This is a genomic window from Bartonella sp. CM120XJJH (genome assembly GCF_042194715.1).
GTDB lineage: Bacteria > Pseudomonadota > Alphaproteobacteria > Rhizobiales > Rhizobiaceae > Bartonella.
The window spans coordinates 39643-58371 of sequence record NZ_JBHINE010000013.1 but is presented as its reverse complement, the minus strand read 5'-3'; the positions used below and the strand labels follow the sequence as shown (position 1 = coordinate 58371).

At 38.4% G+C, this 18729-nt stretch carries 4 protein-coding genes; 3 read left to right on the top strand and 1 reads right to left on the bottom strand.

Annotated features, from left to right (window positions below):
* Nucleotides 1-768: 768 nt before the first annotated feature.
* Nucleotides 769-1899, bottom strand: a complete 1131-nt coding sequence (locus ACFIKU_RS06470) for a metallophosphoesterase (RefSeq protein WP_375657012.1) — start codon at nucleotides 1897-1899, stop codon at nucleotides 769-771.
* A 3739-nt stretch (nucleotides 1900-5638) separates the two neighbouring features.
* Between ACFIKU_RS06470 and ACFIKU_RS06465 the strand changes: the two genes are divergently transcribed.
* The 3 genes from ACFIKU_RS06465 to ACFIKU_RS06455 all read left to right on the top strand — a co-directional run bounded on the left by ACFIKU_RS06465 (nucleotide 5639) and on the right by ACFIKU_RS06455 (nucleotide 18680).
* The gene (locus ACFIKU_RS06465; RefSeq protein WP_404977420.1) at nucleotides 5639-8926 is read left to right on the top strand and encodes an autotransporter outer membrane beta-barrel domain-containing protein; all 3288 of its coding nucleotides are present in this window, start codon (nucleotides 5639-5641) and stop codon (nucleotides 8924-8926) included.
* A 632-nt stretch (nucleotides 8927-9558) separates the two neighbouring features.
* Nucleotides 9559-14601, top strand: coding sequence for an autotransporter outer membrane beta-barrel domain-containing protein (locus tag ACFIKU_RS06460; RefSeq protein ID WP_375657011.1), 5043 nt, complete (start codon nucleotides 9559-9561; stop codon nucleotides 14599-14601).
* A 638-nt stretch (nucleotides 14602-15239) separates the two neighbouring features.
* Nucleotides 15240-18680, top strand: coding sequence for an autotransporter outer membrane beta-barrel domain-containing protein (locus ACFIKU_RS06455; protein ID WP_375657010.1), 3441 nt, complete (start codon nucleotides 15240-15242; stop codon nucleotides 18678-18680).
* Nucleotides 18681-18729 lie beyond the last annotated feature (49 nt).

The following is an 18729-nucleotide window of genomic DNA, read 5'->3' as shown; positions in this document are numbered from 1 at the left end:
CCCAATCCACCCCTTAATGCGGTGAGGTAAAGATTTACAAAAATCCGTCAATTGTGAGATGGTGCCCATAAAACCATTAACAATCCAACTTGCTAAATCTTCTCCGGCTTGTTCCATACTTGCCCTAGCACACTCAGAGAGCTTTTCGCGGACAAAAAAGCTCTTTCTAAACTGAAACTTCTTAAAATGCCCTTTTTACACTTCTCTCAAAGCAAAGATAAAACTGCCAAGACATGTGAGAGTCATCTAAGGATAATTGCATGAGACCATAACCGCTATAAACAGACTCTAATATTTGTATCGTATTATTGTATCTATTTACTTACGTATAAAAGAAGAAGATAAAATTGTAATACAACTAAAAGTTCATACGGTTAATTAAGAGAAATTATACAGCATCACAAAACATCAATTGTTTGAAGATTATAAATAAAAAATTGATCAAAACAAAAAGCTTTTCTTATGAAAAAAAGAGTTGCAAATGAGTAGGTATTATAAATCTCTAACAAAGGGCATAATTTGATAATTATACTGCAACAAACTAATAGAATAACAAACCATTATTTCGCTTTGTATTAAAGCTCCGTTTACATTAAACTATTCCACTTATAGCGCATAACCTGAAATCTTATCATCTTTGAAAAAAGATTTCTGATTTTTCATTCTATTTCTAAGTGAAACTTAAACCCCCCCATCGCTTCTTCAAGTCCACACGCACACACAATATACTTTTTTTCTCATGCTTTAAAACAAAGAGGAAAAATCCTATTATAACTTACTGCAACTTTCAGAAAATTGGGTGTCTTTCCCTATAACACCAAGATCTTTAATTAAAAGCGGTTTTCCTATTTCTCCATTATAGGCTTTAACGCGAATGGTCTTTCCTTTCACATCTATGAGGTAATAATCTCCATTAAAAAGCGCACCAGCTGTATAGATAGGGATATTTCCAAAAACCTTATCATTTTTCGCACGGCAATAAGACTGATAATGCGTATGACCCACGAAGATTGCTTTAACATTATGAGAGGTAATAATTGACTTAAAGACCGACAAATCTTTAGCATTCTTTTTACGAATAAAAAAGGATTCACCATCAATGGAAGCAGCACGCGCATCATGAAAATTAATGATTGTCACTTTACCTCTTGCATCAGCAGCAGCTAAATCGTTCCTAAGCCAATCTAAAGATTTATTGATTTGCACCTGCATAGACTGTCCCATCAAACGAACCGTATAGCTTGGATAATTGTGAAGCTGCACATAGTGAACATCTCCATAATCCCAAGAATAACTCAAACTCCCCCTTATCGAGCGAATATTTCCACCCGAAATGGGAACCAAACTTTCAGTAACATCTGCATTGAAATGCGATAATTGACTACGGTATTTTTTGATTTCCGATACCATTCTTGAAACTGCACTTATAGCACAAGCATCTTTGTAAAAACTGAATTCTTGAGGATTTGTACAATTACCAACATTATTGGCATAATCGTGATTCCCTAGCCCCTCATAGACAGGTGCTCCAAAAGTTTTATAAACATTTTCATAATCATCATAGTTTTGTTGTTGTCCAAACTCCGTCAGATCACCATTGACAATATGGAACGCGGCCTTGTGCGCTTTTATCACGCCAGCAACCTGCTCATTTATCTTTAACCACGGCTCTCTGTTTGATATTCCATTGGCATCACCAGAGTTTAAACGCCACGGTTGCGGATCAGCCATGATGATAGCAGTATAATTTTTTGCAAGAGACTTTTCTTTCATAGACCAATCCATGAATGCATCATGATAAAGCCTATTGTCCCTTCTTAACTTTTCAGAATCAAGATTAAAACAACCAGAGAGAGTAAAAGCAATCACGGTGATTACCAATTCAACTTTATATCTCATAAACCTATCACCATAAAAACGTTATATATTTTTTTATAAAAAATTCCTCAGAAGCAATTTTTTTAGATTTTCTTGTCAAAAATGTGTCAAAAATTCAAAATAATGAAAGCGGTTATTCTTCAATGAAGGCGCACTTTAATGATATCAAAGAACCATCAGTTTCAAGCCTTCAACTTCAAGCACTTTAATTGATTGAGATTTATAAGCTCTGCCCCTCTCAAATGCCATTGATATATCAACAGCTTATCAAAAACTAGGCATTTATCAGAAACCTAGCAAGTGTTCGTATACTATTAAAATATCCCCAACAGGAGAAAAAATGTATTCTTATACTAGAGCACCTAACTCCTTTGGATATTAAGATCAAATATATTAGAATACTATGATAAATAAGGTATAAATAATCAACAGTGCTAGCAACAATGTTTGAGTATTACCGTCATAACTCACTTTGATAAGCTATAAAAATGCATAAATATTACATAATAATATTATTACTTTATAAAAAATAATATAAATTATGTAATTATTATAATAATATTTATTATTCATATAATATAAATAAGTAAAAATACATTGTGTATTAAATGTAAATTCATACAAATTTAATATTATTTATTTTTTAATTTTGACAAAAAACCAAAAATGTCTTACCAAATAAAAATAATTATCGAAATTAATAACAACTATCCATTTTCACTTCTTCTTATGAAGTTTGCGGGGAAATGAATATTTGGGGGCTCTCATAAGGAGAATACTGGTGTATAAAACATCCCTTTTATCATGCACGGCTGCGACTGCTATCATCCTATTCAACATCCAGTTCACTGCACATGCTGAAACTCTTAGCGTTGCCAACGAAGAAAAAGATATATCCGGAAAAACGTACGAGACTATTTATGTAAAAGACAAAGGAAAAATCACCGGCAGTACTGTAAATGTAACTGGAAATGAAAACACAAATACAGACACAGGTAGCGATAAATATGTTGTAACAGTTGAAGGAGCTAACAGTGCGCTTGAATTAAATGGCTTAAATATTCAAGGCACTGATTCTGATGTTCGTTTCGGTGTTTCTGTAAAAGACAGCGCTAACATCAACCTGACTGGGGGAAACATTACAGCTTCTCAAACCGGCGTTTATATTGATGGTAGTAAGAATAGTAGAAATATACTGCAAAATGTAGTGATATCAGATAATAAAAATGAAGCATCATCACTCCTTGGAATAGAAATAAACAACGAAAGTTTAATCACTTTAGAAAATGTAACTGTTAAGCAAGCAGAAACTGGTATACTTGCGGATGTTGTTTCTCAAGTTATCGTATCTGGAGGATCATTCGAAGGTAAAATGGATGGCGTATATGCTATGGGCGGCACCACCATTACTGTAGATGGCGGTACTAACATTACCTCATCTAATGGTAACGGACTCCATGCCGATGATGAAAATACCACCATAAAAATGACTGGGGGAAGCGTAACTGGAAAAGACGCAGCATTGTATACAAACGACGGTGGTCATATTAAAGTCACGGGTGGTACTCTAACAGCAAAGGGAGATACCACAAGTGCACCTACTACAGAAGGGGATAACCCTGATACATCTAATAAGGGTACTAAAATTGAGAGTGGATTCGGCGCATTGTCGCAAGGTGAAAACAGTGTGATTGAATTGTCTGATACAACGATCAATGATGCTACAATCGGGTTAAAAACACAAGAAAGTGGCGCAATCGCAATGACTGGGGGAAGCATTACAGCGTCCAAAGTTGGTGCATTCTTTTTGGATAGCAAGAGCAAAGAAAACGAACTGAAAGATGTAGTGACATCAAGTGGGAAAGATGATGCGCCACTAATCAATGGAATCAAGGCAACTAACAGTAATGTCACTTTAAATAATGTAACAGTGACGCAAGCACAAACTGCCATAGATGCATATGATTCCACAGTAAAAGTCTTAGGAGGATCATTTGATGCAGAAACAGCAACAATATTTGCTCAAAACGGCGGCAACATCACTTTAACTGGCGGTGCAAAAATTACATCATATAATGATGCTGGACTCTATGCGGAAGGTTCAAAGTCCATCATCGAAATGACAGGAGGGAGCATCACAGCGAAAGAGGAAGCAGTAACGACAACATACGGTGGTCATATTACTGTTACAGATGTCACCCTAAAAACAAATGGTGATGGACTTGGTGTAGCTTCTGATGATCTTGGTAGCATGATTGAATTACTTGGAAAGACAACGATTAGTGATAGTGCCGTCGGGCTTCAAGCACAAAACGGTGGTGTAATCAAGATGACTGGGGGAACCATTACAGTTTCTGCAGCTGGTGCTCTTTTCTCTAACAGTAACAGCCGTGAAAACAGACTAGAAAATGTGACCATATCGAGTGATAAAGATGATATGCCGCTAATCGCTGGGATAATGGCAGACAAAAACAGCGCTGTTACTTTAGAAAACATAATAGTGTCTCAAGCAAGTAATGCTATAGTTGTAGATAATTCTACAATAACAGTCTTAGGAGGATCATTTGATGCAAAAAATGCAACAATATCTGCTCAAAACGGCGGCAGCATCATTTTAACAAACGGTGCAAAAATTACATCGTCTGGTGATGTTGGATTCTATGCAAAAGGTTCAAACTCCTCCATCACAATGATAGAAGGAAACGTCACGGGAAAAGGGAGTGCTTTGGCTGCTGAAGATGGTGGCCATATTACTGTTACAGATGTTACCCTAAAAACAAATGATAGCGATACGTCATCTGGTGTATTTTCTAATGGCGCAAATAGTGTAATTGAATTGCTTGGAAAGACAACAATTAGTGGTAGTGCAATCGGGCTTGCAGTACAAAATGATGGCGCAATCAAGATGATTGGGGGAACCATTACAGCTTCTGCAGCTGGTGCTGGATTCTTAAACAGTAACAGTCGTGAAAACAAACTAGAAAATGTGATAATATCGAGTGGTAAAGACGATACGCCACTGAACTTTGGAATAAAAGCAGATAAAAGTACCGTCACTTTAAAAGATGCAACCGTCATGCAAGCAACCAATGCCTTAGTTGCAGATCATGATTCGACAATAACAATCTCGGGAGGATTATTTAATGCAAAAGGTGCAACAATATCTGCTCAAAACGGCAGCGCCATCACTTTAACAAACGGTGCAAAAATTACTTCATCTGAGAGCTTTGGACTCTATGCTGAAAGCTTAAAATCTACCATCACAATGACGGGAGGCTCTGTCACTGGGCAAGTTAGTGCTTTGGCTGCTGAAGATGGTGGCCATATTACTGTTACAGATGTTACCCTAAAAACAAATGATAGCGATAAGTCATCTGGTGTATTTTCTAATGGCGCAAACAGTGTGATTTTTCTTGAAAAAACAACGATTAGTGGTAGTGGAACTGGGCTTACAGCAAACAATGGTGGTGCAGTCAACATGACTGGAGGAACCATTACAGCTTCTATAGTTGGTGCTGACTTCTCAAGCAGCAGCAGCAATGAAAACAGACTAGAAGGTGTGACAATATCAAGTGGTAAAGACGATGCGCCACTGAGCTTGGGAGTAATAGCAGACCAAAACAGTATCATCACTTTAAAAGATGTAACCATCATGCAAGCAACCAATGCCTTAGTTGCAGATGATCACTCGACAATAACAGCCTCAGGAGGATCATTTCATGCACAAAATACAACAATATCTGCTCAAAACGGCAGCGCCATCACTTTAACCAACAATGCAAACATTACATCATCTGATAACGTTGGACTCTATGCAAACAGTTCAAACTCCACCATCAGCATGACGGGAGGAACCGTCACGGGGAAAGGTAATGCATTGGTTGCTGAAAATGGCGGACATATTACGGTCACAAATGTGTCTCTAAATGTTACAGATGTATCTCTAGATGACGACGATATATCGTCTGGTGTATTTTCTAATGGCGAAGGCAGTGTAGTTGAATTGCTTGAAGGAACAACGATTAGTAATAGTGAAATTGGACTTACAACAAACGATGGTGGCGCAATAAAAATGACTGGAGGAACCATTAAAACTTCTCTAGTTGGTGCCGGCTTCTTAAACAGTAACAGCGGTGAAAACAAGCTAGAAGGTGTGAAGATATCGAATAGTAAAGACGATGCGCTACTAAACTTTGGAATAAGAGCAGACAAAAGTACCGTTGTTTTAAATAATGTAAAAGTGACTCAGGCAGCCGCCAGTATAGTTGCAAATGATCACTCAACAATAACAATCTCAGGAGGATCATTTCATGGACGTGATGTAGGAGGAAGCGCCGAAGCCAGCAGTACGATTATCTTAAAAAACAATGCTAACATTACATCATCTAATGGCGGAGGACTCCTTGCAGACGGTTCAGGATCTAAGATCATAATGATGGGAGGATCCGTAGCCGCGAACGAAACAGCGTTATTCGCAATAAACGGAGGGCATATTGATGCCACAGATGTTGCTTTAACAACAGAGGGAAAAGGAAGCGGTGCATTTGTAAGTGGCGACAGCACAATTCAATTGCATGGTGATACAATAATTAATAATACTTTGAGCGGCCTTGGAGCAGTTGACGGTGGAAAAATCACCAGCAAAGATTTAACAATAATCGGTGGTGAAGCACTTGAAGGCCCCGACAACGAACGCACTGGTATATGGACATCGGACTCTGGTAGTGAAGTTAGGTTAATGGGCAAAACAACCATTCAAAATGTCGATGAAGGTTTTTATGCAGACGGTGGAAGTAAAATCATTAGCGGAGATTTAATTATAACCGGTGGTGAAAGTAAAACAATGACCGTTGGTGTAAACGTTGCGGAGTCTGATAGTGCAATCGAATTAAATGGTAAAACAATCATTCAAAATTTTGATGTTGGTCTCACAGCAGCGAATAATAGCACGATTAAGATGATTAATGGTGATATTGGAGCAGCACAGAATGCAATAAAAAATAAAATAGATGCAAAAAAAGTTGCACTATGGGCGGCATTTAACGGACATATTGATGTCCAGAATGCTTCTCTAACAGCAGGAGTTTCTGGTTTGCAATTTATAGCTCTCTATAATATTAAATCAGATGTACCTCAAAAATATCAAAGCAGTGAAATCAATTTGACCAATGCAGATGTTCACGCTGAAAATGGTACTGGAATTTTTGTTGGAGGTTTCACTAACACAAACATGGAAGATATTCCAACTTTATCAATCGGTACAGTCAATCTCAAAAATTCAGAAATCCATGCTGATGTATTGTTAGGAGATGGTCTTTTTACGAAAGAAAAAAGCTTTTGGGAAGAAGATGATATTACCGAGATCTCCAACGGCACCTTCACCTTAAGCGCAGATCAGTCTACTTTAGAAGGCAGAGCAAATATTGCTAAAGACAGAAATGTACACTTTGATCTGAAAAACAATACAACATGGACACTAAAGACCAGTACAAAAGAAAAAGATGATGATGGCAATCTGCTTGATATTGCTCAAAGATCACGTTCTGATGTTTCTGTACTTAATCTCAACAACAGTTCTATTGTTTTTGATGGACTGGTAGACGATCATTATCACACATTGCATATAGGATCTGGTAAACCAGATACGCAAGCAGTCTACAACGCCTCTGGAGACGCAAAGATTTACTTCAACATTGCTTGGAGTGATGGCGTAGCAAGTGCCGATCAAAAAACCGATAGACTTCTGATCCACGGTGATGTCTTAGGCTCCACAACAGTTTATATCAAAAGCGATACAGGGGATGAAAGTAGTGTAATAAATGCCTCTGATCCTTCCAATATAGGTGGACTTTCACTCATTCAAGTCTCTGGAAAAGCACAGGAAGACTCTTTCAAACTTGTAAACGGCTACACCACAAGAGGTCGTTTACCTTATAAATATACGCTAACGGCTTATGGACCAGAGTCAAGCCACGGACAAGCCGATGTTGCACAAAATCTGTTTGATGAAAAGAATGAAAATTTCTGGGATTTCCGCTTACATAAAGAAATTATTGAAACGGATTCTGGTTCTGGTCCAAGTGTGATCGTCCCTGTAGCACAAACGGCCAGTTACTTAGTCATGCCAAATGCTCTCTTCTACAGTGGGCTAACCGATATAGCTAAACAAAATGCACTTTTAGCCACAATGAGAACATCTGTCTTAGGAAAAGAAGAGGAAAAACAAACCGGTTTCTTCCTCTACACTTACGGAAGCACAGGAACCTTATCTTCTGAACGTGGTCCTCTCAAATATGGTTATGGCGCTGATATCCGCTATGCTGCTCTCCAAGCCGGTGTCACATTAGCAGCAATTGAAGGGCAAAATACCACGACACATTTCGGTCTTGTAGGCACCTATGGGCGACTATCTTTCACTCCAAAAGAGATGCAGGATGCAAGTAAAAGCACCTTAGATAAATGGTCTCTCACTGCCTATGGCAGCATGCAGCATGACAGTGGTTTCTATATGGATACACTGCTATCCTATGGAATTCTAAAAGGAGATATCGGCAATGCCATCAGAGGAAATACCGCAAAATTGAAAAATGCCAAAATGTTGAGTATCTCCACCACTATTGGCAAAGAATTTGCAACCGGAATGGAAGGTTTAACATTTGAGCCACAAGCACAAATTGCTTATCAACATTTGATGTTTAACACCATTGAAGATGCTGATAATTTTACCATTGATATGAACAATCCTTCTCAATGGTTAATCCGTGTTGGTGGACGTTTGACAAAAACCATTTCCACTGAAAACAGCCGTCCTATGTCTTTCTATGGAAAAGTAAACTTGATCAAAACTTTTGGTGATGATGGTACCATTCATATTGGTAGAGACTTTGACCTTGATCCTATGGGCCCTGCAATTGAAGGCGGCGTTGGCATCAATGCACAACTATCTCACAATTTCTCCCTTCATGGTGATGTAAGCTATCAACAAAAGCTTCAGAAAACGGGTATAAGTGGTGCAAGTTTTTCAGGCGGCATGCGCTATCAGTTTTAAAAGCAAGGCTGTAAAAATAGCTTATTCATTCTATTCAATTTAACAAAAAGGCAGCACAATGTGCTGCCTTTTTATCTCTCCCCTATTCTTCTCTACCAATACACACTGCTAACATTTCTCTTTGAGAAAATGAGTTAAAAAAACTCAAGACGACAAAATATCGCGCTTTCAACTGGTAAAAATATCCCTTTAAAAAACTAAAAGTCGATTGAAAAATCAATGAGCGCTATTTTATCGTAACCGTTAAAGAAAACCATGAAAACTATGATATCACCTTTGTTTTATGAGGTTGAAAGAAATCCCTATCAGACTCAGACAATACAATTTTCTGAACTTTTCTTGTTTACTCCTTTTCTTTAATAAGCATAAGCAATAAGTTTTATGCAAACAAAATACATATCTTGAATAGAAAAACCTATAATAATTATATAATATTAACATAATATATTTATTTTAATACAAAATGAATTTAAATATAATTACATTATATATTAAACGAATAAGTTAATTTATACTTTACATAAAAATAAAAATAGCCTATTCACCTTCCATCTCTAAAATGCCCATCCATTTAATATCCTTCTTATAAGCGGGGGAAGAGTGTGTGGCTCTTATAAGTTAGGAAAATTTTGATGTGTAAAAAATCCCTTTTATCCTGCACAGCTGTCATAGCTGTCATGTTATTCAACACCCATCTCAATGTATATGCTGAAACTCTTGAAGTTTCTGGCGAGAAAAAAGAAGTATCTAACACAACGTATGAGATTATTCATGCAAAAGACAACGGAGAAATTACCGGCAATCATTTAACTGTGGTTGGGGATAAAGACACAGATATTTACGCTGTAACAGCTGAAGGTCTTGGAAGCGCCATTACATTACTGCAAGACACAACCATTAAAGGAACTGACTTTGACATTCGTCTTGGCCTTAATGCAAAAGATGGTGCTACAATCAAAATGACTGGAGGCATTATTACGGTTTCTGAAATTGGCGCTTTCTTCGAAAACAGTATGAATGATAAAAACAAGCTGGAAGGTGTAACAATATCAAGCGGTAAAAATGGCCACTTCATGGATAAGGGAATAAATGCTGACAACAAAAGCAAAGTTACTTTAGAAAACGTAACAGTTACACAAGCAAACACCAGTATATTTGCAAATGATCATTCAGAAGTAACGATATTAGGAGGAGCATTTGATGGAGAACTCAAAGGAATATCTGCTACGGAAGGCAGCGCTATTACTTTAACCTATAGTAAATTAGCCGATAATAAAAAAGGCAGTGTTCAAGTTACATCATCTCATGGTGACGGACTCTATGCAAATGGTGCACAATCCACAATCACAATGATAGGAGGAGCAGTCACTGGAAAAAGTACAGCATTACTTGCAGAAAATGGCGGATATATTGACGTCACAGATGTTACTTTAAAAACAGGTGGTACCGGAATCGGTGCAATAGCTAATGATGTTGACAGCACAATTGAACTACACGGAAATACGGTCATTAATGACGCTGTAATTGGGCTTTATGCAGCAAACGGTAGCACAATCACAATGACTGGAGGAACCATTACGGCTTTTGAAACTGGCGCGTTCTTCAATGAGAGTAAAAGCAATAAAAACAAGTTAGAAAATGTAACCATTACTTATGCAAATACCAGCATAAGCGATCAAGACAAGCTAGAAAATGTAAAAACATCGGACAATGAATTAGACCCTGGATGGGAAAGTGAATTAGAAAATGAAAAAGAAGAGTTTTTATACACAGGAATAACGGCCTTTGCCGGAAGTCATCTCACTTTAAAAAATGTAACCATTACCCAAGCAGAAACCAGCATATCCGCAGAAGATGGTTCTCAAGTAAGAATATTAGGAGGAGCATTTAATGGAGAACACGTAGGACTATACGTAATGAACGGTAGCTTCATTACTTTAGCCAATAGTAAAGAAGGCAGCGTTCAAGTTACATCATCTAATGGTGATGGACTCTATGCAGACGGTTTATTCTCTACAATCATAATGATGGGAGGAACAGTGACTGCGGGAAACAGAGCATTATTTGCAAAAAAAGGTGGATATATTAAGGTCACAGATGTTGCTCTAACAACGATGGACGGAAACGGAAACGGGGCAGCTTCCACCGATCCTTACAGCTTTATTGAATTGGATGGGGGGACAACGATTAATAATGCTATAAATGGACTTGATGCGGAAAACAGTGGTGTCATCATAATGACGGGAGGAGCTGTAACTGCGAAAAGCGCAGCATTGATTACCATGAACGGTGGATATATTAAGGTCACAGATGTTGCTCTAACAACGATGGAAGGAAACGGATACGGTGCTGCTTCCACCGATCCTGAAAGCTTGATTGAATTGCATGGAAAGACAACGATTAATAATGCTCTCATCGGACTTTATACAGAAAATAGTGGTACTATCGCAATGGCGGGTGGAACTGTAACTGGGAAAAGCGCGGCAGTACTTACAAAAAGTGGTGGACACATTAAGGTCACAGATGTTGCTCTAACAACAATGGATGGCAACGGATACGGTGCAGCTACCAGCGATCCTGACAGCTTGATTGAATTACATGGAAAGACAACGATTAATAATGCTTTCATCGGACTTTATACAGAAAATAGTGGTACTATCACAATGGCGGGTGGAACTGTAACCGCAACAAACATGGCACTGTTTGCAACAAACGGTGGACATATTAAGGTCACAGATGTTGCTCTAACAACAATGGATGGCAACGGATACGGTGCAGCTACCACTGATCCTAAAAGCTTGATTGAATTATATGGAAAGACAACGATTAATAATGCTTTCATCGGGCTTAATACAGAAAATAGTGGTACTATCACAATGGCGGGTGGAACTGTAGCCGCAACAAACATGGCATTGCTTGCAAAAAGCGGGGGACATATTAAGCTCACAGATGTTGCTCTAACAACGATGTATGGCAACGGATACGGAGCAGCTACCTCCGATCCTGAAAGCTTGATTGAATTGGATGGAAAGACAACGATTAATAATGCTTTCATCGGACTTTATACAGAAAATAGTGGTACTATCACAATGGCGGGTGGAACTGTAGCCGCAACAAACATGGCATTGCTTGCAAAAAGCGGGGGACATATTAAGCTCACAGATGTTGCTCTAACAACGATGTATGGCAACGGATACGGAGCAGCTACCTCCGATCCTGAAAGCTTGATTGAATTATATGGAAAGACAACGATTAATAATATTTTCATCGGGCTCAATGCAGAAAACAGTGGTGCAATCACAATGACGGGAGGAGCTGTAACCGCAACAAACGTGGCAGTGCTTGCAAAAAGCGGTGGGCATATTAAAGTCACAGATGTTGCTTTAACAACAACAAATGGTAACTATGGTGCTGCTGCAACCGATCCTAAAAGCTTGATTGAATTATATGGAAAGACAACAATTAATAATGCTGTAACCGGACTTGAAGCAGAAAATAGTGGCACAATTATAATGACTGGTGGAACAGTAACTGCGAAAACCATGGCATTGTTTGCAATGAACGGTGGACATATTAAGGTCACAGACGTTGCTCTAACAACGATGGATGGCAACGGATACGGTACAGCTGCCAGCAATCCTTACAGCTTAATTGAATTGCATGGAAATACAGCAATTAGCAATACTTTCATCGGGCTTTATGCAGAAAACGGTGGCACGATTAAAATGACTGGAGGGACCGTAGCAGCAAAAGGATCAGCATTTGTTTTAAAAAATAGCGGATATATTGATGTAACAAATGTTTCTGCAGCAGCAGAAAACAGTGGCATAACATTTGATAAATCCGAGGACGATAATGCCTTAGAAATCAACTTGACAAATACAAAGATTCGCACTGAAAATAGTATTGGAATTAACGCAGACCAATCAATCGGTATAGCCAATCTCAAAAATTCAGAAATCAGTGCCGATATTTTATTAGCAGCCAAAGCATCAACTAAAGAAAATAACTTTGCTTTTACACTAAATGCTAATCACTCCGTATTAAAGGGAAGAGCAAAAATTGCAGAAAACAGAACTGCACGCTTTGATTTGACAAACAAGACAACATGGATATTGAAAACCAGTACAAAAGAAACCGATGATGACGGAAAACTGCTTGCTATTGCTCAAAGGTCACGTTCTGATATTTCTGTGCTCAATCTCAATGATAGTTCTATTGTTTTTAATGGACCGGTAGAAGATCATTATCATACATTGCATATAGGTTCTGGTAAACCAGATACCAAAGCCGTCTATAATGCTTCTAGTGAGGCAGAAATTCATTTCAACGCTATATGGAGTGATGGTGTTGCAATAGATGCACAAAAAACCGATAGGCTTCTCATTCACGGTGATGTAGCAGGCACCACAACAGTTTATGTCAAAGTCTCAGGAGATAAAGAGAATGTAGAAAATGTTTCTGCTTCTTCAAATATAGGTGGACTTTCACTTATTCAAGTTTCTGGAGAAGCAAAAGAAGACTCCTTTAAATTGAAAAATGGCTATACCACCATAGGAGGAACTCCTTATAAATATACGCTAACTGCCTATGGACCAGTATCAAGCTATGGCAAAGCCAATGCTAACCAAAACTTATTCGATGAAAAGGATAAAGATTTCTGGGATTTCCGCTTGCAGCCTGAATTTCTTGACCCCAATTCAAAAGTAAGAACCGTTGTACCACAAATGGCAAGCTATTTGGTTATGCCAAATGCCCTATTTTATGCTGGATTGGCCGATATGGCCAAGCAAAATGCACTTTTAGCCAATATGAGAACAACAGTCTTTGGAGAGCAGAACAATCTAAAAAACAATTTCTTCCTCTCTACCTATGGGGGTACAGGTACCTTATCCTCGAAACGCGGACCTCTTAAATATGGTTATGGCACTGATATCCGCTATGCTGCTCTCCAAGCCGGTGTCACATTAGCAGCAATTGAAGGGCAAAGCACTACTACACATCTTGGTCTTTTAGGTACCTATGGGCAACTGTCTTTCACTCCAAAAGAGATGCAAGATGCAAGTAAAAGCACCCTAGATAAATGGTCTCTCACTGCCTATGGTAGTGTACAGCATGACAGTGGTTTCTATATCGATACGCTTTTATCCTATGGGATAATAAAGGGCGATATCACCAATGCCATCATTGGTAAAACCGCGAAATTGAACAATGTAAAAATGTTGAGTATTTCCACCACCGTTGGCAAACAATTTTCTATCGGAATGGAAGGAGTAACCTTCGAGCCCCAAATACAACTTGCTTATCAACATTTGATGTTTGATACCATTGAAGATGCTGATAATTTAAAAATTGATATGAAAAATCCTTCTCAATGGTTGATCCGTGTTGGTGGACGTTTAACCAAAACCATTATGACCACTGAAAATGGTCCTGCCATTTCCTTCTATGGAAAAGTAAACTTAATCAAAACTTTTGGTGATAAGGGAAAAGTACAAATTAGCAAGAATTTTGATCTTGATCCCATGGGAACGGCAATTGAGGGCGGCGTTGGCATTAATGCGCAACTGTCTCACAATTTCTCCCTTTATGGTGATGTAAGCTATCAACAAAAGCTTCAGAAAACGGGTATAAGTGGTGCAAGTTTTTCAGGCGGCATACGCTATCAGTTTTAACTCAAGGCTGTAAAAATAGCCTATTTATTCTATTCGATTTAACAAAACGGCAGCACAATGTGCTGCCTTTTTTGTACATTAAAGTCATCCTTTTTCCTTTTAAAGCACCCTTCCCTCTTTATACTTAGTTCTTTACGAAAATCACCAAGACAAAACACAACAGAGCTCTTCATCCCAAATGGATGAAGAGTACTTGCTACTTTGAGAAAAAGAGAAGTCTATTAGAAATAAGTTAATACCACTGTGTTGAAAGATGAAAACCCTCTTTAAACCCAAGTAAGTTATCTTTTTTACAAGCTTCTACTACCCCCTTTTCTGTTCCCTCATAACTCCAATTTGCATTATCTAATAATCTCTACCATCACTTAAAAGATGTCATGGTACCACTATATCAGTATCTCAGAATATTTCTCTGAATAATAATATTCAAAATTATAATTCTTTAAATAAAATCAATTATAAATACATTTTGTATTAGACATAATTAATATCAATTATTTTTTAATTTTGACAAAAAACCAAAAATGTCTTACCAAATAAAGACAATTACTGAATTTAAAAAAAACTATCCATTTTCACTTCTTCTTATGAAATTCGCGGGGAAATGAATTTTGGGGGCTCTCATAAGGAAAATACTAGTGTATAAAACATCCCTTTTATCATGCACGGCTGCAGCCGCTATCATTCTGTTCAACATCCAGTTCAGTGCACATGCTGAAACCCTCGAAGTTTCTGATGGTAAACAAGAAGAAGTATCCGATAAAACCTATGAAACTATTCACGCAAAAGACGGTGGAAAAATCATTGGAAAACATTTAACCATTGTTACGTATAAAGATATAAACCAAGGCACAAACAAAACCGTCTATGCTGTAACAGCAGAAGGTGCTAATAGTGCGATTGAGTTACTGGATGGCACAACCATTAAAGGCACTGGTTCTGGTATTTTCTTAGGCCTTGAAGCCAAAGACGGTGCTACACTTCAAATGACTAAGGGAAAAATTACAACTTCTGGAAGTGGAGCCTCCTTATCTAGCATTGGTGCTTCCTTCTCTAACAGTAAGAGTGAAAAAAACAAGCTGGAAGATGTGGTAATATCGAGTTATAATGAAGATAATCCAATATCCTTAGGAATAAGTGTTAAAAACAGCACTGTGACTTTAAACAATGTAGCCGTCACTGAAGTAATAAAAGGCATATTTGCAGAGGATCACTCAACAATAACAGTGTCTGGAGGAGTATTCGATGGGAGCACTTATGCGGTATATGCTAAGAACGGCAGCACCATTACTTTAAACAACAATGTTACAGTCGCATCATCTAAAGGTAATACACTCTATGCAGAGGGTTCAGGATCTAAGATCACAATGGCAGGAGGAATTGCCATAGGAGGAATTGGGGATGAAGGTAAAAGCGTATTACTTACAGAAAATGCTGGACAAATTGATGCCACGAATATTACTCTAATGGTGGGTGGCAAAGGAACCGGTGCACTTGCAATTGGTCCTGATAGCAGAATTGAATTGCATGGCGATACAACAATTAACAATACTTGGAACGGTCTTGGAGCAAGTGTTGGTGGTAAAATCGTTAGCGAAAACTTATCGATAATCGGTGGTGAAGCGATTGATCAAGGCCCCGACAACGAACGCACTGGTGTATGGACATCGGACTCTAGTAGTGAAGTTAGGTTAACGGGCAAAACAACCATTCAAAATTTTGATGAAGGTCTTTATGCTGATAGTGGGAGTAAAATCGTTAGTGGAGATTTAACAATAACCGGTGGTAAATCCAAAAAACCAACCGTTGGTGTAAGCACTTGGGAGGCCGATAGTATAGTTGAGTTAAATGGCAAAACAACCATTCAAAATGTTGATGTTGGTCTTTTTGCCATTGAAGGTAGTACAATTAAAACGAGCAATGGCGCTATTGATGCTAATTCTAAAGATCTAGATACCCAATCCGACGCTCTTCAGAATGGGAAGAAAAATAAAATAGAAGCAAAAAAAGCTGCACTGGTTGTAATAAATGGCGGCCATATTGATCTGAAAGATGTTTCTGCCACAGCAGAAGTTGCCGGTTTACAATTCACAACTTTCTCTGACAACAATCCAAATGGCTCGCATGATCCACAAAAATATCATAGCAATGAGACCAATCTGACCAACGCAGAACTTCATGCTGAAAATGGTACTGGTATTCTCGTTGGAGCTTTTGTTGAAAAAAGCATCGAAGATGCTGCTGCTCCATCAATCGGTACAGTCAATCTCAAAAATTCAGAAATCCATGCCGACGTATTATTAGGAGATGGTATTTTTTGGGACAAAACGTTATGGAAAGATAAAGATTTGTGGGATGGTAAAGAGGCTAAAGCGATCTCCAACGGCACCTTCACCTTAAGCGCTGATCAGTCTACTCTAGAAGGCAGAGCGAATATTGCTAAAGACAGAAATGTACACTTTGATCTGAAAAACGATACAACATGGACGTTGAAGATCAGCAAAAACGAAAAAGATGCTGATGGCAATCTGCTTGAAATTGCTCAAAGATCTCGTTCTGATGTTTCCACGCTTAGTCTCAACAACAGCTCCATTGTTTTTGATAAACCAACAGAAGATCATTACCAAACATTGCATATAGGTTCTGGTAAACCAGACACGCAAGAAGTCTACAACGCAACGGGTGATGCAAAGATTTACTTTAACGCAAGATGGAGTGATGGTGCTGCAATAAATGACCAAAAAACCGATAGACTTTTGATCAATGGAGATGTCTCTGGTAACACATCTGTTTATGTTACGGGGCGCTTAGATGATGACAATGTCGCAGCAAATACCTCTGCAGCTGCCAATGTCCGTGGTCTTTCACTCATTCAAGTTTCTGGAAAAGCAGAAGAAGACTCTTTCAAACTCGTAAACGGCTATACCACAAGAGGTGGTTTACCTGATAAATATACTCTCCGTGCCTATGGAGCAAATTCAAGCCATGGACAAGCCGATATTGCACAAAACCTCTTTGATGAAAAGAACCAAAATTTCTGGGATTTCCGTTTGCAACCAGAACTTCTTGGAAATGGTTCTGGTTCTGGAAATGGCTCTGGTTCTGGTCCAAGTGTGATCGTCCCTGTAGCACAAACGGCCAGTTACTTAGTCATGCCAAATGCTCTCTTCTACACGGGACTAACCGATATAGCTAAACAAAACGCGCTTTTAGCCAATATCAGAACATCTGTCTTAGGAAAAGAAGAAGAGAAACAAACTGGTTTCTTCCTCTACACTTACGGAAACACAGGAACCTTATCTTCTGAACGCGGACCTCTCAAATATGGCTATGGCGCTGATATCCGCTATGCTGCTCTCCAAGCCGGTGTCACATTAGCAGCAATTGAAGGGCAAAATACCACGACACATTTCGGTCTTTTAGGTACCTATGGGCAACTGTCTTTCACTCCAAAAGAGATGCAAGATGCAAGTAAAAGCACCCTAGATAAATGGTCTCTCACTGCCTATGGTAGTGTACAGCATGACAGTGGTGTCTATATCGATACACTTTTATCCTATGGGATAATAAAGGGCGATATCACCAATGCCATCATTGGTAAAACTGCAAAATTGAACAATGTAAAAATGTTGAGTATTTCCACCACCGTTGGCAAACAATTTTCTACCGGAATGGAAGGTTTAACCTTTGAGCCACAAGCACAAATTGCCTATCAACATTTGATGTTTAACACCATTGAAGATGCTGATAATTTTACTGTTGATATGAACAATCCTTCTCAATGGTTAATCCGTGTTGGTGGACGTTTGACCAAAACCATTTCCACTGAAAACAGCCGTCCTATGTCTTTCTATGGAAAAGTAAACTTGATCAAAACTTTTGGTGATGATGGTACCATTCATATTGGTAGAGACTTTGACCTTGATCCTATGGGCCCTGCAATTGAAGGCGGCGTTGGCATCAATGCACAACTATCTCACAATTTCTCCCTTCATGGTGATGTAAGCTATCAACAAAAGCTTCAGAAAACGGGTATAAGTGGTGCAAGTTTTTCAGGTGGAATACGCTATCAGTTTTAAATCAAGGCTGTAAAAATAGCCTATTCATTCTATTCGATTTTAAAAAAGG